General features: G+C 37.6%; 25 protein-coding genes. 22 read left to right on the top strand and 3 right to left on the bottom strand.

Features of this window, described 5'->3' with window-relative positions; all coding sequences use genetic code 11:
• Positions 1 to 4: 4 nt before the first annotated feature.
• Genes recF through dnaA form a run of 3 tightly spaced genes read right to left on the bottom strand, consistent with a single transcriptional unit; the run spans position 5 to position 3,594 of the window.
• Entirely contained in the window at positions 5 to 1,093 is a 1,089-nt protein-coding gene (recF, locus tag H4J56_RS01670) for a DNA replication/repair protein RecF (protein WP_070375293.1), read from the bottom strand.
• A complete protein-coding gene (gene dnaN / locus H4J56_RS01665; RefSeq protein WP_070375294.1) occupies positions 1,093 to 2,196 on the bottom strand; it encodes a DNA polymerase III subunit beta in 1,104 nt (367 codons plus the stop codon). Before dnaN ends, recF begins: the two co-directional genes overlap by 1 nt.
• 42 nt (positions 2,197 to 2,238) lie before the next feature.
• Entirely contained in the window at positions 2,239 to 3,594 is a 1,356-nt protein-coding gene (gene dnaA, locus H4J56_RS01660) for a chromosomal replication initiator protein DnaA (RefSeq protein WP_070375295.1), read from the bottom strand.
• A 475-nt stretch (positions 3,595 to 4,069) separates the two neighbouring features.
• Between dnaA and rpmH the strand changes: the two genes are divergently transcribed.
• From rpmH to glmS, 22 genes are all read left to right on the top strand, one after another.
• The gene (gene rpmH / locus H4J56_RS01655; RefSeq protein WP_070375296.1) at positions 4,070 to 4,204 is read left to right on the top strand and encodes a 50S ribosomal protein L34; all 135 of its coding nucleotides are present in this window, start codon (positions 4,070 to 4,072) and stop codon (positions 4,202 to 4,204) included.
• A gap of 40 nt (positions 4,205 to 4,244) precedes the next feature.
• Complete coding sequence (rnpA, locus tag H4J56_RS01650) at positions 4,245 to 4,601, top strand: ribonuclease P protein component (protein WP_070375297.1); 357 nt, start codon at positions 4,245 to 4,247, stop codon at positions 4,599 to 4,601.
• Positions 4,568 to 4,816: a membrane protein insertion efficiency factor YidD gene (yidD, locus tag H4J56_RS01645; protein WP_070375298.1), complete on the top strand. Its 249-nt coding sequence runs from the start codon at positions 4,568 to 4,570 to the stop codon at positions 4,814 to 4,816. Before rnpA ends, yidD begins: the two co-directional genes overlap by 34 nt.
• A 6-nt stretch (positions 4,817 to 4,822) precedes the next feature.
• A complete protein-coding gene (gene yidC, locus H4J56_RS01640) occupies positions 4,823 to 6,460 on the top strand; it encodes a membrane protein insertase YidC (RefSeq protein ID WP_182222564.1) in 1,638 nt (545 codons plus the stop codon).
• A 101-nt stretch (positions 6,461 to 6,561) separates the two neighbouring features.
• Positions 6,562 to 7,938: a tRNA uridine-5-carboxymethylaminomethyl(34) synthesis GTPase MnmE gene (gene mnmE / locus H4J56_RS01635; protein ID WP_182230301.1), complete on the top strand. Its 1,377-nt coding sequence runs from the start codon at positions 6,562 to 6,564 to the stop codon at positions 7,936 to 7,938.
• A gap of 39 nt (positions 7,939 to 7,977) precedes the next feature.
• Complete coding sequence (locus H4J56_RS01630) at positions 7,978 to 8,421, top strand: flavodoxin domain-containing protein (RefSeq protein WP_182230302.1); 444 nt, start codon at positions 7,978 to 7,980, stop codon at positions 8,419 to 8,421.
• A gap of 436 nt (positions 8,422 to 8,857) precedes the next feature.
• A complete protein-coding gene (gene mnmG, locus H4J56_RS01625) occupies positions 8,858 to 10,747 on the top strand; it encodes a tRNA uridine-5-carboxymethylaminomethyl(34) synthesis enzyme MnmG (RefSeq protein WP_182217500.1) in 1,890 nt (629 codons plus the stop codon).
• 27 nt (positions 10,748 to 10,774) lie between these two features.
• On the top strand, positions 10,775 to 11,407 hold the full coding sequence (rsmG, locus tag H4J56_RS01620; protein ID WP_182222561.1) for a 16S rRNA (guanine(527)-N(7))-methyltransferase RsmG: 633 nt from the start codon (positions 10,775 to 10,777) through the stop codon (positions 11,405 to 11,407).
• A gap of 21 nt (positions 11,408 to 11,428) precedes the next feature.
• A complete protein-coding gene (locus H4J56_RS01615; RefSeq protein ID WP_070375304.1) occupies positions 11,429 to 12,226 on the top strand; it encodes a ParA family protein in 798 nt (265 codons plus the stop codon).
• 27 nt (positions 12,227 to 12,253) lie between these two features.
• Complete coding sequence (locus H4J56_RS01610) at positions 12,254 to 13,138, top strand: ParB/RepB/Spo0J family partition protein (protein ID WP_182217502.1); 885 nt, start codon at positions 12,254 to 12,256, stop codon at positions 13,136 to 13,138.
• Positions 13,139 to 13,449: 311 nt separating this feature from the next.
• Positions 13,450 to 13,845: an ATP synthase subunit I gene (locus tag H4J56_RS01605; RefSeq protein ID WP_182217504.1), complete on the top strand. Its 396-nt coding sequence runs from the start codon at positions 13,450 to 13,452 to the stop codon at positions 13,843 to 13,845.
• 47 nt (positions 13,846 to 13,892) lie between these two features.
• The gene (gene atpB, locus H4J56_RS01600; protein ID WP_182175911.1) at positions 13,893 to 14,747 is read left to right on the top strand and encodes a F0F1 ATP synthase subunit A; all 855 of its coding nucleotides are present in this window, start codon (positions 13,893 to 13,895) and stop codon (positions 14,745 to 14,747) included.
• Positions 14,748 to 14,819: 72 nt separating this feature from the next.
• Positions 14,820 to 15,047, top strand: coding sequence for a F0F1 ATP synthase subunit C (gene atpE / locus H4J56_RS01595; protein ID WP_086745850.1), 228 nt, complete (start codon positions 14,820 to 14,822; stop codon positions 15,045 to 15,047).
• Between the two features lie 40 nt (positions 15,048 to 15,087).
• Positions 15,088 to 15,558 (top strand): F0F1 ATP synthase subunit B, encoded by a 471-nt coding sequence (gene atpF, locus H4J56_RS01590; RefSeq protein ID WP_070375308.1) that lies wholly within the window; start codon positions 15,088 to 15,090, stop codon positions 15,556 to 15,558.
• Between the two features lie 14 nt (positions 15,559 to 15,572).
• A complete protein-coding gene (gene atpH / locus H4J56_RS01585) occupies positions 15,573 to 16,106 on the top strand; it encodes a F0F1 ATP synthase subunit delta (protein WP_070375309.1) in 534 nt (177 codons plus the stop codon).
• A 16-nt stretch (positions 16,107 to 16,122) separates the two neighbouring features.
• On the top strand, positions 16,123 to 17,664 hold the full coding sequence (atpA, locus tag H4J56_RS01580; protein WP_070375310.1) for a F0F1 ATP synthase subunit alpha: 1,542 nt from the start codon (positions 16,123 to 16,125) through the stop codon (positions 17,662 to 17,664).
• Between the two features lie 27 nt (positions 17,665 to 17,691).
• Positions 17,692 to 18,552 carry a F0F1 ATP synthase subunit gamma gene (gene atpG, locus H4J56_RS01575; RefSeq protein WP_070375311.1) on the top strand — a complete coding sequence of 287 codons (861 nt, stop codon included), beginning with the start codon at positions 17,692 to 17,694 and terminating at the stop codon, positions 18,550 to 18,552.
• A 58-nt stretch (positions 18,553 to 18,610) separates the two neighbouring features.
• The gene (gene atpD / locus H4J56_RS01570) at positions 18,611 to 19,996 is read left to right on the top strand and encodes a F0F1 ATP synthase subunit beta (RefSeq protein WP_070375312.1); all 1,386 of its coding nucleotides are present in this window, start codon (positions 18,611 to 18,613) and stop codon (positions 19,994 to 19,996) included.
• A 74-nt stretch (positions 19,997 to 20,070) separates the two neighbouring features.
• Positions 20,071 to 20,493 (top strand): F0F1 ATP synthase subunit epsilon, encoded by a 423-nt coding sequence (locus H4J56_RS01565; RefSeq protein WP_070375313.1) that lies wholly within the window; start codon positions 20,071 to 20,073, stop codon positions 20,491 to 20,493.
• A gap of 266 nt (positions 20,494 to 20,759) precedes the next feature.
• Positions 20,760 to 22,133 carry a bifunctional UDP-N-acetylglucosamine diphosphorylase/glucosamine-1-phosphate N-acetyltransferase GlmU gene (gene glmU / locus H4J56_RS01560; protein ID WP_182250792.1) on the top strand — a complete coding sequence of 458 codons (1,374 nt, stop codon included), beginning with the start codon at positions 20,760 to 20,762 and terminating at the stop codon, positions 22,131 to 22,133.
• Between the two features lie 191 nt (positions 22,134 to 22,324).
• On the top strand, positions 22,325 to 23,086 hold the full coding sequence (locus H4J56_RS01555; protein ID WP_182217845.1) for a DeoR/GlpR family DNA-binding transcription regulator: 762 nt from the start codon (positions 22,325 to 22,327) through the stop codon (positions 23,084 to 23,086).
• A gap of 12 nt (positions 23,087 to 23,098) precedes the next feature.
• Positions 23,099 to 24,931 carry a glutamine--fructose-6-phosphate transaminase (isomerizing) gene (glmS, locus tag H4J56_RS01550; RefSeq protein ID WP_182222558.1) on the top strand — a complete coding sequence of 611 codons (1,833 nt, stop codon included), beginning with the start codon at positions 23,099 to 23,101 and terminating at the stop codon, positions 24,929 to 24,931.
• Positions 24,932 to 25,172 lie beyond the last annotated feature (241 nt).

The raw sequence follows: 25,172 nt of genomic DNA, 5'->3' as shown, positions 1-25,172 counted from the left end.
TAGCCTATTTACCTATTGCTGAGATTTGTCCATGTTTCACGTGAAACATCTTATAATTATTATCAGTAGGAACCAAGGGTTCTACTGCGATTTTATCAATTGCCGTGATGATAACTTGGCAGTCTAATTTATTTATCGCGTTGTTTAATAAGGTTCTAGAATTTAAATCTAGTTCCGCACCAACATCGTCAATTAATAAAATTGGTTTTACTCGCTTAACTTTTTCTATTAACTTAGCTTGCGCAAAAGTTAACGCCAGTAAAAACAACTTTTGTTGGCCACGTGATAACTGATTGTCGATTACCACATTACCCGTTAAAAATTTCACATCAAACTTTTGTGCACCGTATAAACTAAAGCCTGCTTTTTTTTCTCTCTCTCTATTTTGTAATAACACATCACTCAATGTTTTTTTACTATTCCAACCTTGGCTATAAGATATCGATATACCTTCAGCTAAGCTAGGCAACATCAACTCTAACCAAGGTTGAAGCTCTAAAGAAAGCTCCTTAATATATTCGTCACGTAATTTTGCAACCCTTACCGATGCCTCGCAGAATACTTGGCTCCAATAATCTAAGGTATCAACATCAGACCTATTACGTAAACAAGCATTTCTTTGTTTTAGTATTCTTGAAAATTCTTTCCAACAATCTGAAAATGAATGTTTCACGTGAAACAATCCTAAATCAATGAAACGTCTTCTTTGTTTCGGTCCACCAAAAAATAATTTAAAACTTTCTGGTGTAATAACTTGTACCGCAATATTTATTGCTAATTGAGAAAGCTGTCTATGCTTTTCACCAGCAATTTTAATTTCTGTTAAGCCGGTAGCAAAATCTTTGGCAACACCTAACTGTAATCCTTTATCGTCTTTAGCACTAACAATGAATTTACTTTTATTGTGAGTGACTAAATTTTCAACTTGCGACGTTCTAAAAGACTTACCATGACCCAAGTAAAAAATAGCTTCAAGTAAACTGCTTTTACCACTGCCGTTATCACCGATAATAAAATTTATATTATCGTTTAATTCAATGGTATCTGCTGCTAAATTTCTAAAATCATAAGCGGTAAGTTTTTCTATACTCATTAAAGTCGCATTGGCATAACAACATAAATAGCTTCGTTACTTTCAGCACCTTCGATAACTACACTACTATTTGCATCGGCTAAAGTAAATTTAACCTCAGGCTCTTTTATTGCGTTTAGAACATCTAGAACATAATTTACGTTGAAACCTATTTCAACTTCCTCGTAAGGAAAATCAATTTCTAATATTTCTTCGGCTTGTTCTTGTTCAGGGTTATTAGCGGTAATTTTTAATTCGTGTTTAGAAAAATTAAGACGGACACCTTTAAACTTATCATTAGATAATATCGAAGCGCGGGATAATAATTGTCGTAAATTTTCTTTACTGGTGTTGAGTACTTTATCACCATTGCGTGGTAAAACACGACGATAGTCAGGAAAACGACCATCAACTAATTTACTGGTAAATGAAAAGCCACTATCAATAATACGAATATGATTTGAGCCTAAAAAGACTTGAACGTTTTCTTCGACTGGGTCAAGTAAACGAATAATTTCTAAGATACCTTTACGAGGCACAATAACTTGTCTAGACGGCAGTGTTAATTCATTTGACGAAATTTTACATATCGCTAAACGGTGACCGTCAGTAGCTACAGAGCGAATTTCGTTACCTTCTGTCTCTATAGACATACCGTTAAGGTAGTACCTAACATCTTGATTTGCCATAGAAAAATGAGTGCTTTCTATTAATCGAAGCAAGTCAGATTTAAATATTTGAAATTCAACATCACCTTTCCACTCTTCTATATTAGGAAAGTCAGCAGCAGGTAGCGTTGCTAAAGAATATTTACTTCTACCGGTACTGATAATGATTGCTTCATTATTCGATTCAAAAGATAACATTGAATCTTCGGGTAAACTTTTACAGATATCGAGAAGCTTGCGGGCGGGAATAGTAATTTTTCCATCCTCACCTTGGTTATCTATTTGCGTACTAGATACCATTTCAAGCTCTAAATCAGTGGCTGTTAACGTAAGTGACTGCCCACTTATATCTAAAAGAATATTACCAAGGATAGGTAATGTACTTTTACGTTCTACGGCACCAGAAACCAATAAAAGTGGTTTCAGTAATAATTCCCTATTTAATGAAAACTTCATTTATCTACCTATCTTTTTATGTACTTATTATTATAACGAAAGCTATGACGAAAGTGTTCTAGTTAAATTAGAATAATCTTCCTTAATGTCATGCGACTCTTCGCGTAACGCTTTAACTTTTCGACATGCATGGAGAACAGTCGTATGATCTCGCCCACCGTAGGCATCACCTATCTCAGGTAAACTATGATTAGTTAACTCTTTAGATAATGCCATTGCTATTTGTCTAGGTCTAGCAACAGATCTATTTCTACGTTTTGAAAGTAGATCCGCCACTTTAATTTTATAATATTCTGCAACAGTTCGTTGGATATTATCGATAGTAACTAACTTGTCTTGTAAGGCAAGCAAATCTCGTAATGCTTCGCGGACAAAATCAATAGTAATTGGCCGGCCGGTAAAATTAGCATTAGCAATAACGCGATTCAATGCGCCTTCTAACTCACGAACATTAGAACGTAAACGTTTAGCTATAAAAAACGCAACTTCATCAGCCAAATTAATATGACTTTCTTGTGCTTTACGCTTAAGAATGGCGACACGCGTTTCTAGTTCGGGTGGTTCTATTGCTATCGTTAATCCCCAACCGAAGCGAGATTTAAGTCTGTCTTCAACATCGACTTCTTTAGGATAACGGTCGCTGGTTAAAATAATTTGTTGATTGCCTTCAAGCAAGGCATTAAAAGTGTGAAAAAATTCTTCTTGGGTACGATCTTTACCGGCAAAGAATTGAATATCATCTATCAGTAATGCATCGACACTACGGTAGTAATGCTTAAATTTTTCCATCGCATTATTTTGTAACGCACGCACCATATCTTGAACAAAACGTTCAGAGTGCATATAGGCGATCTTTGCATTGGGTTTATTCAGTAAAATACCATTACCAACAGCGTGTAATAAATGGGTTTTACCTAACCCTGTACCACCATAAATAAATAAAGGGTTATAAGCAGAACCAGGATTATCAGCAACTTGAGAAGCGGCAGCACGTGCTAATTGGTTAGACTTACCTTCAACGAAATTGTCAAAGGTATATTTAACTCTAACATTGGTCGTTTTAGGTAAATTACTTTGTGGCTCTTCTCGTTTTTTATTCGAGGTAACAAGTTGAGGAATAGTATTAATAATATTCTGAGAGCTACTTTGGTTTGGAATACTGCCAACATCAAACCTGAGTAAAGGAGGATTTGTACTTTCTTGCAAAGTGACCAATTCATTTATACGACTTACATACTTATCTCGAACCCAATCAAGCACAAAACGATTAGGCGCATATAAAGTCATGATATTATCGGCAACAACACACTGTAATGGACGTATCCACATACTAAATTGCTGTGCAGGCAATTCTTCTTGTAGAACTGAAAGGCATCGCTGCCAAAGTGAATGATCCAACCAAATGCTCCTGAAATTACGCTATCTTTTGTTAAATCATCTTTTAGCTAATATGACAAATAAAACAAAAGTCGGTAAATATGGTATTTTGTAATGTGTCTATTATCACCATAGTTATCCACAACATCAATATTGACTTTTAAATAGTTGCCCTTTTAGAGAAAATAAATAAAAAAAACCACACATAAGCAATTAAAACGGTCTTCTTAGACTAATTTACTGCTAAAATATCGTTTACATATTATTTAGCTATTAGTGGCAATTGCTTATATTATTATGGAAATTATTTGATCAAATGTTATAAAACTGTGGATATAAATAATTAACCTAAAGATCTATTAGGATCTTTTTAAAATAGATTACTATAAGCATTGACAACACCTGCTACAAACTATAAAATTCGGCCTCTTTTTTTAGAACCAGTGTGCTCAATACGGCTGTTTGCCAGGGCAACAACAACAGACGGATGAGCGTAATGAAAAGAACATTTCAACCTAGTGTATTAAAGCGTAAACGCAACCACGGTTTCCGTGCACGTATGGCTACAAAAAACGGTCGTGCAGTAATTTCACGTCGTCGTGCGAAAGGCCGTAAAAGCCTTAGCGCATAATCTCTTCTTTAATCTTTAATTAAGAGATATTTTAACCATCATGGTTAATTATGAATTTAATCGGGAGTCACGCTTGTTGACTCCCGGTCACTTTCAATCTGTATTTTCTAAACCTCTTCGTTTCGGCTCTAGCCACATAACCATTCTTGTTAGTCCAAATATTGATGAACGTAATCGTTTAGGCTTAGCTATTGCTAAAAAACGCGTTAAATTAGCTGTTCAGCGAAATCGTATTAAACGTCAAATCAGAGAAAGCTTTCGACTCAATCAGCACGACTTACCTAACATCGATATGGTTGTAATGGTAAAGTCTGGTACTGATCAGTTAGAAAATGCCGAAATAAGAAAACAATTAGAAAAAATATGGCGAAAGATAATTCAGCGGCACAACAGCTAGCCATAGCTCTTGTAAAAGCTTACCAGCGCTGGCTTAGTCCACTACTGGGTAATAACTGCCGATTCCATCCAACTTGCTCTTTTTATGCTGTTGAAGCGATAAATCGCTTCGGTGTGATAAAAGGTTGTTGGTTAGCAGCCAAACGTATACTAAAATGCCACCCATTAAACGCGGGTGGATTAGATCCCGTGCCACCATCAAAAGAAGAGAAATAATAAATTATGGAATCTCAACGCAGTTTTCTTTTTATTGCGCTTATGGTTGTTACTTATTTGCTATTCACTGAATACCAAAAAGATAATGCACCCGTAGTAGCTCAAACAACAATGACTCAAACATCTGATCAAATTGCTACCGGCAATGGAGATTTTGTTCCTGAATCATCAAGCTCAGCAATGCCAATGTCAGCGCCTACTAAAGCAAAAGAACAAGTCATTACAATTAATACTGACGTGTTAATAGTAAAAATTGCGACTAGCGGTGGTGATATCATTGATGCGAAATTAGTCAAATTTAATACCGAACAAGGAAACGATATTCCTTTTACCGTTTTGCAAAACGGTAGCCGTAAATACATCGCACAAAGTGGTTTAATAGGCGCGCAAGGCATAGATAAAGTGTCCGGACGTCCTATTTACCAAACGAGTAGCAAAAACTACCAGTTAGAAGGCGATGATCCATTAATCGTTGATTTACAATATACTGCTGAAAATGGCTTAAACGTAACAAAGCGTTTTACATTTACAAAATCAGACTACAGCGTAAATGTTGAATATATTATAAACAACACTGCAACTACCGCTGCTACCGTTCAAATGTACGGACAACTAAAACAGTCTACTTTAGTAGAAAGTGGCAGTTCATTAATGCCTACGTATCGTGGTGCAGCCTATTCGACAACTGAAGATCGCTATGAAAAATACGATTTTGGTGACATTGAAGAAAAAAGATTAAATGTAGCTACTGCTGGTGGATGGGTTGCAATGCTTGAACATTATTTTGTTTCCGCATGGGTACCGAGTCTAACTGCCGATAACAATATTTATTCAAGTTATTCTGCTAACAATGAAGCAGTTATTGGGTTTAAGTCACCATCTGTGACTATTCAACCAAATAGCCAAGCGACAACCTCAGCTATTTTTTATGTTGGTCCTAAGGATCAATATAAGCTTGATGAGATAGCGCCAAACTTAGGGTTAACTATAGATTACGGCTTTTTATTCATGATCAGTAAGCCACTATTTTGGTTATTACTTCAAATTCAGTCTTTAGTTACTAACTGGGGTATTGCGATTATTGTAATTACCTTAGTCGTTAAGGGTGCTATGTATCCATTAACAAAAGCACAATACACCTCAATGGCTAAGATGCGTGAACTTGCGCCTAAAATGGCACAGTTAAAAGAACGCTTTGGTGATGACCGTCAGAAAATGTCACAAGCTACCATGGAAATGTACAAAAAAGAAAAAGTGAACCCAGCCGGTGGTTGTTTACCAATGATCATTCAAATGCCAATATTCTTAGCATTGTATTGGGTATTTTTAGAAAGTGTTGAACTACGACATGCACCGTTCTTTTTCTGGATAGAAGATCTTTCTACTATGGACCCTTACTTTATATTACCGGTATTTATGGGTGTAAGTATGTTCGTTATGCAAAAAATGCAACCGATGACGATACAAGATCCGATGCAACAGAAAATAATGCAATACATGCCAGTGGCATTCTCTGTATTTATGGCTTGGTTCCCATCAGGTTTAGTACTTTACTGGTTTGTCAGTAACATGATTTCAATTGCTCAAATGAAAATTATTTTCAGTGGTATTGAAAAAGCTAAACTAGCCAAAGCTAAAGATTAATTTCTACAGCGTAAAATTATTAAAGGCGGCCTATTAGGTCGCCTTTTTTATTTCCAGTGAAAAATGTTTATAATAGCTAAGCTATTATCTAGGAAATGATTATGACCGAAATTTTATATCAAAAAGAAACCATTGCCGCACAAGCTACTGCACCTGGTAGAGGTGGCGTTGGTATTATCAGAATATCTGGACCTGAAGTTAAGAGTGTTGCTCAGGCTATTTTGGGCAAGATACCTGAAATTAGAAAAGCTGAGTATTTACCCTTTAATGATGCTAACCAGCAAACGCTCGATCAAGGCATTGCCTTATATTTTAAAGCGCCCCACTCATTTACTGGTGAAGATGTCCTTGAATTGCAAGGACATGGTGGACCCGTGATTTTAGATATGCTGTTAAAAGAAATTTTAGCACTACCTAAAGTACGTATGGCAAAACCCGGTGAATTTAGTGAGCAGGCATTTATTAATGACAAATTAGATTTAACACAAGCTGAGGCCATCGCTGATTTAATCAACTCGAGTTCAGAGCAAGCGGCTCGTTGTGCATTACATTCACTACAGGGTGATTTTTCTAAGCTTGTTAATCAACTTGTCGAAAGTACTATTCATTTAAGAATGTATGTTGAAGCCGCAATTGATTTTCCTGAAGAAGAAATAGACTTTCTTGCTGATGAAAAAGTTGTTGGCGATCTGAAAAAAATCATAAGTCAGGTAGAAAAGGTTCAAAGCCAAGCCCATCAGGGCAGTATTATTCGTGAAGGAATGCGCGTAGTTATCGCTGGACGACCTAATGCCGGTAAATCAAGCTTGTTAAATGCATTAAGCGGACGTGAAGCAGCTATTGTCACAGATATAGCAGGAACAACACGAGATGTCCTTACAGAGCAGATACACATCGATGGTATGCCACTGCATATTATTGATACGGCCGGCCTACGTGAAAGTAACGATCAAGTAGAGCAAATTGGTATTGAACGCGCTTGGCAGGAAATAAATCAAGCAGATAGAGTGCTTCTTATGATCGATGCTTGTGATGATAATAATGATGATCCACAGAAATTATGGCCAGAATTTTTTGCCAAACTTCCCAAAAATATTGGTTTAAGCATTATTAAAAACAAAGCAGATATTAAGGGCATAGCGACCGGTTTATCGGCGACTAATGATATTCCTACGGTAACCTTATCGGCAAAAAATGGTGATGGCATAGCAGAGCTCAAAGACCATTTAAAAAGTATTATGGGCTATCAGGGCAGTACCGAAGGAGGATTTATGGCAAGGAGACGACATTTAGCCGCATTAGAACAAGCTCACCATCATTTAATTATTGGTTTAGAACAGCTTGAATCTTATGTCGCAGGAGAAATTCTTGCTGAAGAGTTACGTTTATGTCAGATAGAACTCAATAAAATAACTGGTGAATTTACCAATGACGACTTATTAACAGAGATATTTTCGTCTTTTTGTATCGGAAAATAACGCTAAATACCACTTTAAATTTAAGAAAAAAGGGACAAAATGAGCTCATTTCAAATCATTGTTGGCAGTATGTTAGGTGGATCTGAGTATGTTGCTGAAGCCTGTGAAGAGACATTATTGGCACTAAATCACCAAACAACTCTTCACTTGCAGCCCGAATTTGAACAAATAATAGCCGATAATCAAACTTGGCTAATTTGTACATCGACTCATGGTGCTGGAGACTTTCCTGACAACATTCAAAAATTTGTTGAAGATCTTAAAAATAGCACTATAGATCTATCCCCAGTTAAATTTATGATCATAGGTTTGGGTGATTCAAATTATGATACCTTTTGTAAAGCCGCTAAAGATTTTCAAAAGTTATTACTATCAAGGGGTTGCAATGAAATAGTCGTGATCAAAACCTTAGATATGAGTGATGAAATAGATCCAGAGGATCTTGCTCAACGTTGGTTAGAAACTAATAAAGATCTTTTATAAAGATCTTACTCATAAGTTATCAACAAAACTGTCCCCTACAACAACCATCTGTGGGTAAGTCTGGGTAAAAGCTATTAATTTCTTATTATTATTCAGTGTATAGAATTCTAATTTATTTAGCTTGTGGATAACTAGCCATTTTGATCATAGGTTTAAAACCCTTTGATCAAAGTTTGATCACAGTGTTATGATCGTACTAATGAACTGTTATTTATAAGAAAAAAGGACTTATCAACAGAAAATGGCTTTACTAATAAGTAATAGTAATAAGATCTCTTTAAAGATCTTATATATTATAAGAAGGATCACACTCAGATCTTTTTAGTCATTTGATCATTCCCCTCATCGCAAAAAAGCGCTAAAATACGTTCCCTAATTTTTGAATAACAAATTATTCATAAAAATATTTTTAACGTTTAATCAAGGCCTGAAATTTATGTGGTACCAAGAATCTTATGACGTAATCGTAGTGGGTGGTGGTCATGCCGGAACTGAAGCATGTCTTGCAGCAGCACGTATGGGTTGTAAAACATTATTGTTAACGCATAACATCGACACCTTAGGTCAAATGTCATGTAATCCAGCCATTGGCGGAATTGGCAAAGGACATCTTGTTAAAGAAATTGATGCCTTAGGCGGATTAATGGCAACGGCTACAGACCATGCTGCAATTCAATTTAGAACATTAAATGCCAGTAAAGGTCCTGCTGTTCGTGCTACACGAGCACAGGCTGATCGAATTTTATATCGCTCGTATGTTAGAAGTCATTTAGAAAATCAAGAAAATCTTACTATTTTTCAACAACCTTGTGACGATCTTATTCTAGAAAATAATAGAATTGTCGGTGTATCTACACAAATGGGATTGAAATTTAAAGCGAAGTCCGTTGTTTTAACCGTTGGCACATTTTTAGCAGGACAAATTCATATCGGTTTGAATAATTACCAAGGTGGCCGAGCAGGAGATCCTGCAAGTGTAAATTTAGCAAAAAATCTACGTGATATGCCATTTCGAATGGATCGTTTAAAAACAGGTACCCCACCTCGTTTAGATGCACGCAGCTTAGATTTTACTAAAATGGAGCAACAACCAGGCGATGATCCTCGACCGGTATTTTCATTTATGGGATCAAGAGATGATCATCCAGCTCAAGTACCTTGTTACATTACCCATACCAACAGTAATACCCATGATATTATTAGAAATGGTCTCGATAGATCGCCAATGTACACTGGCGTTATTGAAGGCGTTGGACCAAGATATTGTCCTTCAATAGAAGATAAAATAACTCGCTTTGCAGATAAAGATTCTCATCAAATATTTGTTGAACCTGAAGGGTTAACAACCCATGAAATATATCCTAACGGTATATCAACAAGTTTGCCTTTCGATGTTCAAATGGCATTAGTACGTTCAATCAAAGGTTTTGAAGACGCTCATATCACTCGACCGGGCTACGCTATTGAATATGATTACTTTGATCCTCGCGATTTGAAACAAACCCTTGAAAGTAAATTTGTTGAAAATTTATATTTTGCTGGACAAATTAACGGTACGACTGGTTATGAAGAAGCTGGAGCTCAAGGGCTATTAGCGGCGACGAATGCTGCAGCTCGAGTACAAGGAAAAGAAGAACTTATTTTAGGCCGCGATGAAGCTTACATGGGCGTATTGGTTGACGACTTAGCGACGCTAGGCACTAAAGAACCTTACCGTATGTTTACTTCACGTGCTGAATACCGATTATTGTTACGCGAAGATAACGCTGATATCAGATTAACAGAAAAAGGTTATAAACTGGGCTTAGTTGATGAAGCTCGCTGGAAAGCCTTTAACGAAAAAATAGAGATGGTTGAACTAGAGCGTCAACGCTTAAAAACAACCTGGATCCAAAAAGATCACTCTGGCGTAGATCAAATCAATGAGCTACTTAAAGCCGATATCAGTCGAGAAAATAGTTTAGAAGATCTGATCAGACGCCCTGAAGTTCGTTACGATGATTTAATGAAAATAGAAGGTTTAGGACCGGCAATTACAAATAAACAAGCTGCAGAGCAAGTTGAAATTCAAATTAAATATGCAGGTTATATTGATAGACAACTTGATGAAATATCAAAAAAGAAACGACACGAAAATACGCTGATCCCACTAGATTTTGATTTTACCCAAATATCGGGTTTATCAAATGAAGTTGTGGCAAAATTAAGTGATTCACGACCTGAAACAATTGGCAAAGCATCACGTATATCCGGTATTACACCAGCAGCGATATCGTTATTATTGGTTTATCTTAAAAAGCATGGTTTGTTACGTAAGATTGCCTAATTAAAATTATTAAAACGCGAAAAAAAAATGACACTTAAAACTGAACTAACATTACTCATTGATAAAAGCGAATTAACACTCGATGAAGCACAAATAGATTTATTAATTCAATATGTTGAATTGTTAGATAAATGGAATAAGGCTTATAACCTAACATCTGTCCGTAATACCAGTGATATGCTGGTTAAACATATAATGGATAGCCTAATGGTAGGCAAAGAGTTAAAAGGTCAATCATTTATTGATGTAGGTACAGGACCAGGTTTACCAGGTATACCGCTAGCTATTTTATACCCTGAAAGAAATTTTGTTTTATTGGACAGTTTAGGTAAAAGAATCACTTTCTTACGACAAGTGGTTTTTCAACTAAAGCTCAAGAATGTCACACCAGTTTTATCCAGGGTTGAAAAATATCAACCTGATGAACTCTTTGATGGTGTGTTAAGTCGAGCATTTGCATCACTTGAAGATATGGTCAATTGGTGTCAACATCTGATTGCGGATGAAACGGGGCGATTTTATGCACTAAAAGGTCAATTTCCCCGCGAAGAAATAGAACAATTACCAGAACATATAAAGTTTGTAGACAGTAGCGAAATAATCGTGCCTAATTTACAAGGCGAACGCCATGTTATTAAACTAAAAAAAATAATAATATAATAAAATACTTTCGAGGTCATTGTGGGAAAAATCATTGCGGTTGCTAACCAAAAAGGTGGGGTTGGTAAAACAACAACATCTGTTAATTTAGCTGCCTCACTAGCAGCAACCAAACGAAAAATATTATTAATTGATTTAGACCCTCAAGGCAATGCCACTATGGGCAGTGGAATCGATAAGTATGAAGTACACGCAACATGCTATGAATTACTTGTCGAACAAAAGTCTTTCGAAGAAGTGGTATGTCGAGAAACGTCAGGTTTATATGATTTAATTGCCGCCAACACTGATGTTACTGCTGCTGAAATCAAATTAATGCAAGTGTATTCTCGAGAACATCGTCTAAAAAATGCCTTAGCCCCTATTCGCGATCAATATGATTATATTATAATTGACTGCCCTCCTTCATTGAATATGCTGACAGTGAACGCCATGACTGCTGCTGATTCGGTGTTGGTGCCCATGCAATGTGAATACTATGCATTAGAAGGCTTAACAGCACTTATGGACACAGTTTCGCAGTTAACATCGGTAGTGAATGCTGACTTACACATAGAAGGCATTTTGCGAACGATGTACGACCCCCGTAACCGATTAGCTAATGATGTCTCAGAACAATTGAAACGTCATTTTGGTGATAAAGTTTACCGAACCGTAATTCCACGTAATGTCCGTTTAGCTGAAGCACCCAGTTTTGGCTCACCAGTAATGTATTACGATAAGTCATCAACTGGTGCAAAAGCGTATTTAGCACTTGCCGGTGAAATATTACGTAAAGCAGAACAAAAAAAACAAAAACCTGAAAAAACAATTGATTAACTATTTAGATAAACCCGAAGGAAAATTATGAGTCCAGCAAAACGTAGAGGCCTAGGTCGTGGCCTTGATGCATTATTAACATCAAATAAAGAAACTGATGATGCGACTCAACGTAATTTATCTTCTAATCAAGACAGTGAATTACAATATTTACCCATAGAGCAATTACAACAGGGTAAATACCAACCCCGCAAAGATATGTCGGCTGAGGCTTTAGAAGATTTATCAAATTCTATTCTTTCTCAAGGAATTATACAGCCAATTGTTGTTCGAAATATTAGTGAAAACAATTATGAAATAATTGCTGGCGAGCGTCGATGGCGAGCCGCGCAATTAGCTAAAATGGACAAGGTTCCTTGTTTAATTAAAAATGTACCCGATGAAGCTGCAATCGCTATTGCCTTAATTGAAAACATTCAGCGTGAAGATCTTAATGCAATGGAAGAAGCTATTGCATTAGAGCGTTTATTAACAGAATTTGAGTTAACGCACCAAGAAGTAGCCAATGCGGTGGGTAAATCTAGAACGACTGTTTCTAATCTACTGCGTTTAAATAATCTCAACGAAGACGTTAAGACATTGCTAGAACACGGTGATATCGAAATGGGACATGCACGTGCGTTACTAGCATTAGAAAAAGACATACAAAGTAATGCGGCTAGAACTGTTGTTGCTAAAGATTTAACCGTTCGTGAAACAGAAGCGTTAATTAAAAAGATACAAGCACCAGAGAAGGTGATTGAAGAAAAAGAAAAAGACCCAGATACTAAAAGTTTAGAGCAAAATTTATCAGAAAGATTTGGTTCACAGGTGACAATTGCTCATAACAAAAAAGGTAAAGGAAAATTGGTTATCTCCTACAGCGACCTATCTGAGCTTGATAGTATTATTTCTCGCTTCAACTCTTATTAGATTGCGCGCATATTATATTTAAGGTAGTTAACGGGTAATAATAAAAAATATTGTTTATTACCCATTAACCACGATAAAAAATAAGTTTTATTTAACTATTTTATCTTTAGTTATGTCATTCAAAGGTAACGTTTTCATTTTCGATTAAAGCTTTCTAAATTTAGTGTTAAATTTTGTACATATTGGGGCAATCAACGCCCTATTTTGTTGCATTAGTGCTGTAATTAAGTATACTTGCGACGACTTTTTTAAAGTTAAAGTATTAACTTTAAAAAATACTATGACTACGAAGCATTACGTTGGAGACCGCAGTGGCGAAAGGTTATCAAAATTTATTAACTACGCCTGGTCGAAAATTAGCGTCGAGACAAATCGGTATAATGACAATGTTGGTCGTTATATGCGCGGTAATAACATATTTCAATTGGGGACTCTTATACGCTTACTCTTTACTTGTAGGTGGAGTAGTGGTGATAGTTCCTAATATTATTTTCGCTTATAAAGCATTTAAGTATGCAGGTGCAAATGCCTCAAGAAAGGTTATGGAATCTTTTTATACCGGCGTAAAATTAAAAATGCTCTATACAGCGTTATTATTCGCGCTAGTATTTAAATTTTTAGTGATTTCACCCTTAATATTTTTAAGCACATATTGTGTGGTGGTGTTTTTAACATTACTACTGCCAGTTTTTTTAACTGAACGTTAATTCACTGGCGATAAAGATTTATAAACTTTAACTTTTGGGATAATAAAATGGCAGAAGAAGTCACCTTATCAAGCCATATCCAACACCATTTAACTAATGCAAAAATGTGTACAACCGATACTGGTTTAGCATTTAATAAAGCATGTAGTGACAGTGGGTTTTGGACATGGCATATAGATACACTAGCATGGTCAATTGGCCTAGGTATGCTGTTTTTGTGGACTTTTCGCAAAGCTGCTAAAGGAGCTACTGTAGGTGTTCCTGATAAATTTCAATGTTTTATTGAAATGGTTGTCGAGTTTGTCGGTGACAACGTTAATAAAACGTTCCAAGGAAAAAGTACATTAATTGCACCATTAGCCTTAACGATATTTGTTTGGGTCTTTTTAATGAACTTAATGGACTTAATTCCAGTTGATTTCTTACCTGCATTTGCTGGTTTTGTCGGTGAAACTGCTTTCGGCATGGACAGTCACGATGTCTACATGAAAGTTGTACCAACAACAGATATTAATTTAACGGCTGCTCTAGCACTTGGCGTGTTTTTATTGATGATTTTTTATTCAATAAAAATAAAAGGTCTTGGCGGTTTTGTTAAAGAATTAACCTTGCACCCGTTCAACACCAAAAACAAGTTAGCGATGGTATTTTTGATCCCTTGTAATTTATTACTTGAAACCATTGCTCTTGTTGCTAAGCCATTTTCGTTAGCACTACGTTTGTTTGGTAACTTATATGCAGGTGAATTAATATTCATCTTAATTGGCGCTGTTGGTTTGATGCAGCTTCCATTGCACTTTGTCTGGGCTGTATTCCATATATTAGTTATCGTATTGCAAGCATTCGTCTTTATGATGCTAACAATCGTTTACTTAAGTATGGCGAGTTCTGATAATCATTAATTTTTAACCTTTAACCTTAACTTTAACTTTACAATTAAAACTTTGGAGAAAAAAATGGAACAAATATTAACAATGCCTGAAGCGATTAAGTTTATCGCAGTTGCTTTACTAATCGGTTTTGGTGCTATTGGTACTGCAATTGGCTTTGGTAACATGGGTGGTAAATTCTTGGAAGCGTGTGCACGTCAACCAGAACTAGCTCCTTCACTACAAGTGAAAATGTTTATTTTAGCTGGTTTAATCGATGCCGTTGCTATGATCGGTGTTGGTATCGCGATGGTATTATTGTTTGTACTTTAATTTCATTATTTGAACAGCTTACTATTAAGGAGGAGCGGTTGTGAATTTAAACGCCACTCTAATTGGTGAATTAATAGCATTCGTTGTTTTTGTTTGGTTCTGCATGAAATATGTATGGCCACCATTGAACGATGCTATTGAAGCTCGCCAGAAAAAGATCGCTGATGGACTTGCTGCTTCAGACCGTGCTGCAAATGATCTTGAGCTTGCTCAAGAAAAAGCTACTGCTCAACTTAGAGAAGCTAAGTCACAAGCTGCCGAAATTATCGAAGCAGCGAAAAAACGTGAAACGCAAATAGTTGAAGAAGCTGCAGTAAAAGCTCAAGCTGAGAAAGAAAAAATCTTAGCTACAGGTCACACAGAAATCGAAACTGAACGTAACCGTGTTAAAGAAGAATTGCGCAAACAATTTGCTATTCTTGCTGTCGCCGGTGCCGAGAAGATTCTTGAACGTTCTATTGATGCCGCCACACATAGTGACATCTTAGATAAATTCGTCGCTGAACTTTAAGAGGGAATAGAGCTATGTCTGAATTGACAACTGTCGCTCGTCCTTACGCTAAAGCAGCGTTCGATTTTGCTGTTGAAGCAAAGGCTATTGATAGCTGGTTATCACAGCTGACCTTTGCTGCTGAAGTTGCCAAAGATGAAACCATTAAAGGGGTTCTTTCTGGTGGTGCTTCAGTCGAGCAGGCACAAGCACTTTTTTTAAGTGTTTGTGGCGAGCAAATAGACAGTCAAGGCCAAAATTTCTTGAAAATAATGGCAGAAAACGAACGCTTGTTGGTGCTACCACATGTTTTGACGCAATTTTTAGCACTTAAAGCTGAATTTGAGCAAGAAGTTACTGTGGATGTAACCTCAGCTGTAGAAATTACAGCAGAGCAAAAAACAACACTTAGCGCCGCGCTTGTAAAGCGTTTGGCTCGAAAAGTAAAGCTTAATTGTATTGTCGATGCGACTATTATTTCAGGTTTAATTATTAAAGCTGATGACATGGTAATTGATGGCTCTATACAAGGTAAATTGAGCCGTTTAGCAACAATTTTACAATCCTAGAATAAGGGAAAAGAGCATGCAACTGAATTCCACTGAAATCGCCGAACTGATCAAAAATCGTATTGAACAGTTTGACGTTGTCAGCGAAGCTCGCAACGAAGGTACTATCGTTTCTGTAACTGACGGTATTATTCGTATACATGGCCTTGCTGATGTAATGCAAGGTGAAATGATCGAACTTCCTGGTAGCCGTTTTGCTATCGCGTTAAACCTTGACCGTGATTCGGTCGGTGCGGTAGTTATGGGTCCATACGCTGACTTAGCTGAAGGCGTAAAAGTTAAAAGTACTGGTCGTATTTTAGAAGTACCAGTAGGTCGTGGTTTATTAGGTCGAGTGGTTAACACTTTGGGTGAACCTATTGACGGTAAAGGACCTATTGAAAATGATGGTTTTTCTCCTGTTGAAGTTTTAGCACCAGGTGTTATCGAACGTAAATCTGTTGATCAACCTGTACAAACAGGTATTAAATCAATTGATTCAATGATTCCAATTGGCCGTGGCCAACGTGAACTTATCATTGGTGACCGTCAAATTGGTAAGTCTGCCATCGCTTTAGATGCCATTATTAACCAAAAAGATACTGGTATTAAGTGTGTATATGTAGCAATAGGCCAAAAGGCTTCTACAGTTGCTAACTTAGTACGTTCTTTAGAAGAACACGGCGCGTTAGATAATACTATCGTTGTTGTTGCTGGTGCTTCTGAAGCTGCCGCACTACAGTACTTGTCAGCATATTCTGGCTGTACTATGGGTGAATACTTCCGAGATCGTGGTGAAGATGCATTAATCGTATATGATGATTTGTCTAAGCAAGCAGTTGCTTACCGTCAAATTTCATTACTTTTACGTCGTCCACCAGGTCGTGAAGCTTACCCAGGTGACGTTTTCTATCTTCATAGTCGTTTACTTGAACGTGCTGCTCGTGTAAACGAAGCATACGTAGAAAAGTTTACCAACGGTGCAGTTAAAGGTAAAACGGGTTCATTAACAGCTTTACCTATCATTGAAACGCAAGCGGGTGATGTATCTGCTTTCGTACCAACTAACGTAATATCAATTACTGATGGTCAGATTTTCTTAGAGTCTAACCTATTTAACTCAGGTATTCGTCCTGCTGTTAACGCTGGTATTTCTGTTTCTCGTGTTGGTGGTGCTGCGCAAACTAAGATCATCAAGAAGTTAGGTGGTGGTATACGTTTAGCCTTAGCACAATATGCTGAATTAGCTGCATTTGCTCAATTTGCTTCAGATTTAGATGACGCGACTCGTGCTCAATTAGAGCATGGACAACGTGTTACTGAACTGATGAAGCAAAAGCAATACAGTCCATTGTCAATTGCTGAAACAGCTGTATCGTTATTTGCTGCAGAAAAAGGTTACTTAAACGATGTTGAAATCGCTAAAGTGGTTGATTTTGAAGATGCATTACGCACTTACGTAAACAATGATCACGCTGAGTTGATGGCTACTATCAATGAAAAAGGCGACTATAACAAAGATATCGAGTCTGGTTTAGCGAAAGCAATTGAAGCTTTTAAAGCTACTCAAACTTGGTAATTTAGTTCACCTTTTTGGAGAATAGTCATGGCTGGTGGTAAAGAGATTAAATCAAAGATTGGAAGTGTAAAAAATACACAGAAGATCACCAGCGCAATGGAAATGGTTGCAGCTAGTAAAATGCGCAAAGCGCAAGATAACATGGCTGCATCTCGTCCATACGCTGAGAATATGCGAGATGTGATCGGTCGCGTCGCACTTGGTAATTTAGAATTTCGTCATCCATATATGGTTGAACGTGAAGTCAAGCGTGTAGGTTATATCGTTGTCTCAACAGACCGTGGTTTGTGTGGTGGTTTAAATATTAATTTATTTAAAAAGGTACTTGTTGATGCGGGTACACACCAAACAGCGGGCGCCGATGTTGAATTTGCCATAGTGGGTTCTAAAGCTACGTCATTTTTTAACAATATCGGTGCTAAAATAGTGTCGCAGAAGTCTGGATTAGGTGACAATCCTTCACTAACTGATTTAATTGGTAGTGTTAAGGTGATGTTGAATGCCTATGATAGTGGTGAAATAGATAGATTGTTCATTGTATATAACAAATTTGTTAATACCATGACGCAAAAACCAACAATCGATCAACTTTTACCTTTGCCTAAGTCAGATGATGACGCATTTAAGCATAGCTGGGATTATTTATACGAACCTGATGCTCAAGTTTTACTTGAAAAACTGCTCGTTCGTTATACGGAATCGCAAGTATATCAAGGTGTGGTTGAAAATCTCGCCTGTGAACAAGCTGCTCGTATGGTTGCAATGAAAGCTGCAACAGATAATGCGGGTGACTTAATTGATGATTTACAATTGGTATATAACAAAGCGCGTCAAGCAAGTATTACTCAAGAATTGGGTGAAATCTGTGCTGGTGCAGCAGCGGTATAAACAAAAGTTCTTTGTTTATTTTATTAGTAAATAAGAGCACAAGATTAGAGGATTAAACATGAGTACAGGTAAAGTCGTCCAAATCATTGGCGCAGTTGTGGATGTAGAATTTCCACAAAATGCTGTACCTCAGGTATATGACGCGTTAAAAATAACTGAAGGTAACCTTAGTGGCTTAGTACTTGAAGTACAACAGCAACTTGGTGGTGGCGTAGTTCGTACTATCGCCATGGGTTCATCTGACGGTTTACGTCGTGGTCTGAATGTAGAAAACACAGGTGAGAACATCCAAGTTCCAGTAGGTACTGCAACTTTGGGTCGCATCATGAACGTATTGGGTGAGCCTATCGATGAAGCTGGCCCAATCGGCGAAGAAGAAAAGTGGTCAATTCACCGCCAAGCGCCAGCATATGCTGACCAAGCGATGTCAAATGAGCTACTTGAAACTGGTATCAAAGTAATCGATTTAGTTTGTCCATTCGCTAAGGGTGGTAAAGTTGGTTTGTTCGGTGGTGCTGGTGTTGGTAAAACCGTTAACATGATGGAACTTATTCGTAACATCGCGATTGAGCATAGCGGCTACTCAGTATTTGCTGGTGTAGGTGAGCGTACTCGTGAAGGTAACGATTTCTATCATGAAATGAACGATTCAAATGTACTTGATAAAGTATCACTTGTTTACGGTCAAATGAACGAGCCTCCAGGAAACCGTTTACGTGTTGCCTTTACAGGTTTAACAATGGCAGAGAAATTCCGTGACGAAGGTCGTGACGTATTATTCTTTGTTGATAACATTTACCGTTATACATTAGCCGGTACTGAAGTATCTGCACTTCTTGGTCGTATGCCATCAGCGGTTGGTTATCAACCAACACTTGCTGAAGAAATGGGTGTACTTCAAGAGCGTATTACTTCAACTAAGAAAGGTTCAATCACTTCAATCCAAGCGGTATATGTACCAGCAGATGATTTGACTGATCCCTCTCCAGCTACTACTTTTGCTCACTTAGATGCAACGGTTGTATTGAGTCGTGATATCGCTTCGCAAGGTATTTACCCTGCAATTGACCCACTAGATTCTACTTCTCGTCAACTTGATCCATTAGTTGTTGGCGCTGAGCATTATGAAACTGCCCGTGGTGTTCAATCAACATTACAACGTTACAAAGAACTTAAAGATATTATCGCCATCTTAGGTATGGATGAATTATCTGAAGAAGACAAATTAGCTGTGAATCGTGCACGTAAGATTCAACGCTTTTTATCTCAACCGTTCTTTGTTGCTGAAGTATTCACCGGTTCTCCTGGTAAGTATGTGTCACTTAAAAACACTATCAGTGGTTTTAAAGGCTTACTTGCAGGTGAATACGATGATTTACCTGAGCAAGCTTTTTATATGGTTGGTTCTATCGAAGAAGCAGTTGAAAAAGCTAAAAACATGTAATTTGCTTGGGCGTGTTAGGTTAACGTAAGTCATCGACTTATTGACTATCTAACCGCCTACTTTAGGAGGTCAAAATGTCAGCAATGACGGTAAATCTAAATGTAGTAAGTGCAGAAGAGAATCTATTCTCTGGACGTATTGAATCATTACAGATCACAGGTTCAGAAGGTGAACTAGGTATTATGCCTGGTCACGCACCTTTATTGACCTCGCTAAAACCTGGTATGGCTCGTATTGTTAAATATGGTGGCTCAGTAGATGTTATATATCTTTCTGGCGGCATGTTAGAAGTTCAACCAAATAACGTAACCGTATTAGCTGATATAGCGATACGTGCAGACGATTTGGATGAAAAAGAAGTATTAGAAGCTAAGCAACGTGCAGAAAAACACATGAACGCCCATGGCGGAGATGTTGGTTTTGCTGAAGTTGCGGCTGAATTAGCGCGAGTAACTGCGCAATTACGCGTAATACAAGCGTCTAATAAAAAAGTCTAACTTTACAGACAAAGCACTAAGTTTTAGTGACAGAGAAGCGATATTTACTTAAGGTCTATATCGCTTTTTTTTGTCTTTAATATACTGGCTAATTAAGTCTTACTACACAGCCACTCGGTTAAATTTACTGAACCTTGTTAAACAATTAATCTTGATGATGTAAAAATATATCAGATACTTATAGCGCTACTTGGCTATAGTTTATCTGTTAAAACAAGGTTACAATATTTGTTATTACCATCAAAAACATAAATAACGGATATACTATGTCTCTTTCAGTTGTCATTCTTGCCGCGGGTAAAGGTACTCGCATGCGTTCATCACTCCCTAAAGTACTTCACGCAATTGCTGACAAACCTATGGTTAGCCATGTCATTAATGCTGCACGCCAATTAAACGCCGATAATATCTATATTGTCTATGGCTTTGGTGGTGAAGTATTAAAAGCGACAATAGCGAATAGTAGTGCAAATGATGATTTAACATTTATTGAACAAAAAGAACAACTAGGTACCGGACATGCCGTAGATATGGCATCACCTTTCATTAAAGATAATGAAAATGTTTTAGTGCTTTATGGTGATGTACCACTGACCAAAGTTAGTACATTAGAAAAATTATTAGCGGTTAAACCAGACCATGGTATGGGATTACTAACGGTAAATTTAGCTGATCCTACTGGCTACGGTCGTATTATGCGTAAAGATAATGCAGTGGTTGGCATCATAGAGCAAAAAGATGCTTCGGCCGAACAGTTATTAATTACCGAAGCTAATACCGGCATTTTATTAGCAAATGGTGGAGATTTAAAACGTTGGTTAGCAAATTTGTCAAGTGACAATGCCCAAGGTGAATATTACTTAACTGATATTATTGCCGCATGTCATCATGAAGGTAAAACTATTGCTACTGCTCATCCCGATACCGAGATTGAAGTTGAAGGTGCCAATAATCGAGTGCAACTTGCTTCATTAGAACGAGCTTTCCAACTACGTGAAGCCGAAGCGTTAATGATAGCGGGGGCAAGCCTACGTGATCCTAACCGCATCGATATTCGTGGAAACGTAGTCATTGGAGAAGAAGTGCATATCGATATCAATTGTATTTTCGAAGGTGATGTTTCCTTAGCGAGTGGTGTGCAAATAGGAGCCAATTGTATTTTAAAAAATTGTACAATCGGCGAAAATAGCATAGTTAAAGCAAATAGTATTATCGAAGACGCCGTTGTTGGTAAAGACTGTTCTGTCGGACCATTTGCTCGACTGCGCCCCGGCTCTGTAATGAATAAAGACTCTCATGTTGGTAATTTTGTTGAAATGAAAAAAACAACCTTAGGAGCTGGGAGTAAAGCGGGACACTTAACTTATTTGGGCGATACGATTATTGGTCAAAATGTTAATATTGGTGCTGGAACCATCACTTGTAACTATGATGGCGTTAATAAGTTTAAAACCATTATAGATGACGGTGCTTTCGTCGGTTCAAATAGTTCGTTAGTGGCCCCGGTTACTATCGGTGCTAATGCCACCATAGGTGCAGGCTCTGTTATTGCTAAAGATGTAGCAGCCAGTGAATTAGCGGTTGCTAGAGGTAAACAAAGAAATATAACCGGCTGGCAAAGACCGACCAAAAAAAGCTAGGTTAATTGATATTTAAAATGAAAGGGGCGCAATATGTGCCTCTTTTTTATGTTCACTGATATTAATTAGGATTAATATCAGTGAAATAAATATTTATTGCCATAAAAGCATACTTTTGTTCTAATAGCTTAAGTTACTAAACGAAACTTATTCTGTAAGATAAGTGTCGAAACAAAAGATAAACTAATCGCATGTCAAAAAGAAACACCCAGCAGCGTCGCCACAGTATTATCTCTGAGCTTAATGAGCACGGAGAAGTAAGTGTCGATAGTCTTGCAAAAAAATTCGTTACTTCAGAAGTAACCATCAGAAAAGATTTAGCTGCGCTAGAAAATAGCGGATTATTGCTCAGACGCTACGGTGGAGCTGTGCCTTTGCCTAGAGATATTATTGAGCATAAGTCTGATAAAGTTTCGAAACGAAAGGTTTCAATTGCCAGTAAAGCGGCAACACTTATTCGTGATCATAACCGCATCATTATCGACAGCGGTAGTACGACTTCGGCCTTAGTGAAAGAGCTTAATAGCAAACAAGGTTTAATCGTAATGACCAACTCTTTAGCTATAGCTTCTGACTTGCATGCGCTTGAAAATGAACCGACATTATTGATGACCGGGGGCACTTGGGATACACATTCTGAGTCTTTTCAAGGTCAAGTAGCGGAAAGTGTCTTGAGATCTTATGATTTTGACCAACTTTTTATTGGTGCCGATGGTATCGATATAGAGCGTGGCACGACTACTTTTAATGAGCTTTTAGGGCTTAGCCGCGTGATGGCCGACGTCTCTCGTGAAGTTATTGTACTTGTTGAATCTGAAAAAATTAATCGTAAAATACCTAACGTTGAAATTCCTTGGCAAAATATAGACATACTGATCACTGATGCAGATCTGTCTGATGAACTCAAAGCCAAACTCTTAGAACAAGACGTTAAATTACTCATTGCAAAATAAAAGGAAAAAACTATGTGTGGGATCGTAGGTGCTGTAGCACAACGTGATGTAGCAGATATATTAGTTGAAGGGTTAAAACGCCTAGAATACCGTGGATATGACTCAGCCGGTGTTGCTATTATCGATAATAACAACCAATTAAACAGAGTACGCCGCTTAGGCAAAGTACAAGAGTTAGCAGACGCTTTAATAACAACCCCTTTATCAGGTGGAACAGGTATTGCTCATACGCGCTGGGCTACTCATGGTGCGCCAAGTGAAGTGAATGCTCACCCACATGTATCTAGTGAAAATATCGCTGTTGTTCATAATGGTATCATCGAAAATCATCAAAGTTTAAGAATACGTTTGCAGGGCTTGGGCTACGAATTTGTTTCAGAAACAGATACTGAAGTTATTGCTCATTTAGTTCATCTTGAATTGAAAACATCAGCGACCTTACTTGAAGCAGTACAAAAAACAGTTAAGCAGCTTGATGGCGCCTATGGCACAGTTGTACTTGATACGACCGATAAGAGTCGTGTAGTTGTTGCACGCTCTGGCAGCCCTTTAGTGATAGGTTATGGCGTAGGTGAAAATTTTATAGCCTCTGATATGATGGCGCTATTACCGGTCACGCGAAAGTTTGCTTTTCTTGAAGAAGGTGACGTTGCTGAAGTCACTCGTTTTGAAGTTAACGTATTTGATACTAACGGCGTACCCGTAAAGCGTGAAGCAAAAGAACAAGATATCAGTCAAGACAGTGGTGATAAAGGTGAATACCGTCACTACATGCTAAAAGAAACTTACGAACAACCTACGGCTATCCGAAATACTTTAGAGGGTCGCTTGTCTGGTAATGTGCTCGATATGAATACTTTTGGTGAAGGCGCGGATGAAATATTTAAGGGTATCGAACACGTACAGATTATTGCCTGTGGTACTAGCTACCATTCAGGTATGGTGGCACGGTATTGGTTAGAGTCGCTAGCGGGTGTTTCTTGTAATATAGAGATTGCTAGTGAGTTTAGATACCGAAAGTCTCATGTTCCTAAAAATGCCTTAATTGTAACTATCTCTCAGTCGGGTGAAACAGCTGATACTTTAGCGGCACTTCGCTTAGCAAAAGAGCTTGGCTATAAAGCCAGCTTAGTTATTTGTAACGTAGCCGGTTCATCTTTAGTACGTGAATCTGATCTCGCTTTCATGACCAAAGCGGGTGCAGAAATTGGCGTTGCTTCTACCAAAGCATTTACCACACAGTTAGTCGGCTTGTTAATGATGACATGGGCTATAGGTAAACATCACGGTATGAGTGAAACGGTTCAAAATGAAATCGCCAGTTCATTAATGGCTTTACCCAGTAAACTAGAAGAAGTCTTAGCATTAGCAAGTTCTATCGAAGATTTAGCAGAAGACTTTGCTGACAAACACAACGCTTTGTTTTTAGGTCGTGGCGACCAATATCCTATCGCTATGGAAGGGGCTTTGAAGTTAAAAGAAATCTCTTATATCCACGCTGAAGCATACGCCGCTGGTGAATTAAAACATGGACCATTAGCGTTAATCGATGCTGATATGCCTGTAATCGTTGTTGCGCCTAAAAATGATTTAATTGAAAAGCTTAAATCAAATGTTGAAGAAGTCCGTGCGCGCGGTGGCTTAATGTATGTGTTCGCTGACAGTGAAGCAAATTTTGCCAGTGATGATACGATGAAAGTTATTAATGTGCCGGTATGTGACGATTTAATCGCACCCATTGTTTATACGTTACCACTGCAATTGCTTTCATATTATGTCGCAATAATTAAAGGCACAGATGTTGATCAACCTCGTAACTTAGCAAAATCAGTTACCGTTGAGTAATAAGTCTTATATTAAAGAAAATTGTTGTTATCGATAAATAGGTTTGAGATCTAATCAGTAGATATGAGATCTTAATTATAAAGCGACTTACTCTTTTGAGTGGTCGCTTTTTTATTGGTCATAGATTCATTGTTAGGGTCTTTCATCTAATCTAGTCGAGTAATGACTTAAAATAAAATGCTTTAGTGCTTAAGGGGTTAATCTCGTCTGGAATTATAATTTTTTAGTCTACTAATCACTA

It is taken from the genome of Colwellia sp. BRX8-4, assembly GCF_014077345.1.
Lineage (GTDB): Bacteria > Pseudomonadota > Gammaproteobacteria > Enterobacterales > Alteromonadaceae > Colwellia_A.
The sequence above is the reverse complement of the archived record's forward strand: the minus strand, read 5'-3'. Positions and strand labels throughout refer to the sequence as shown.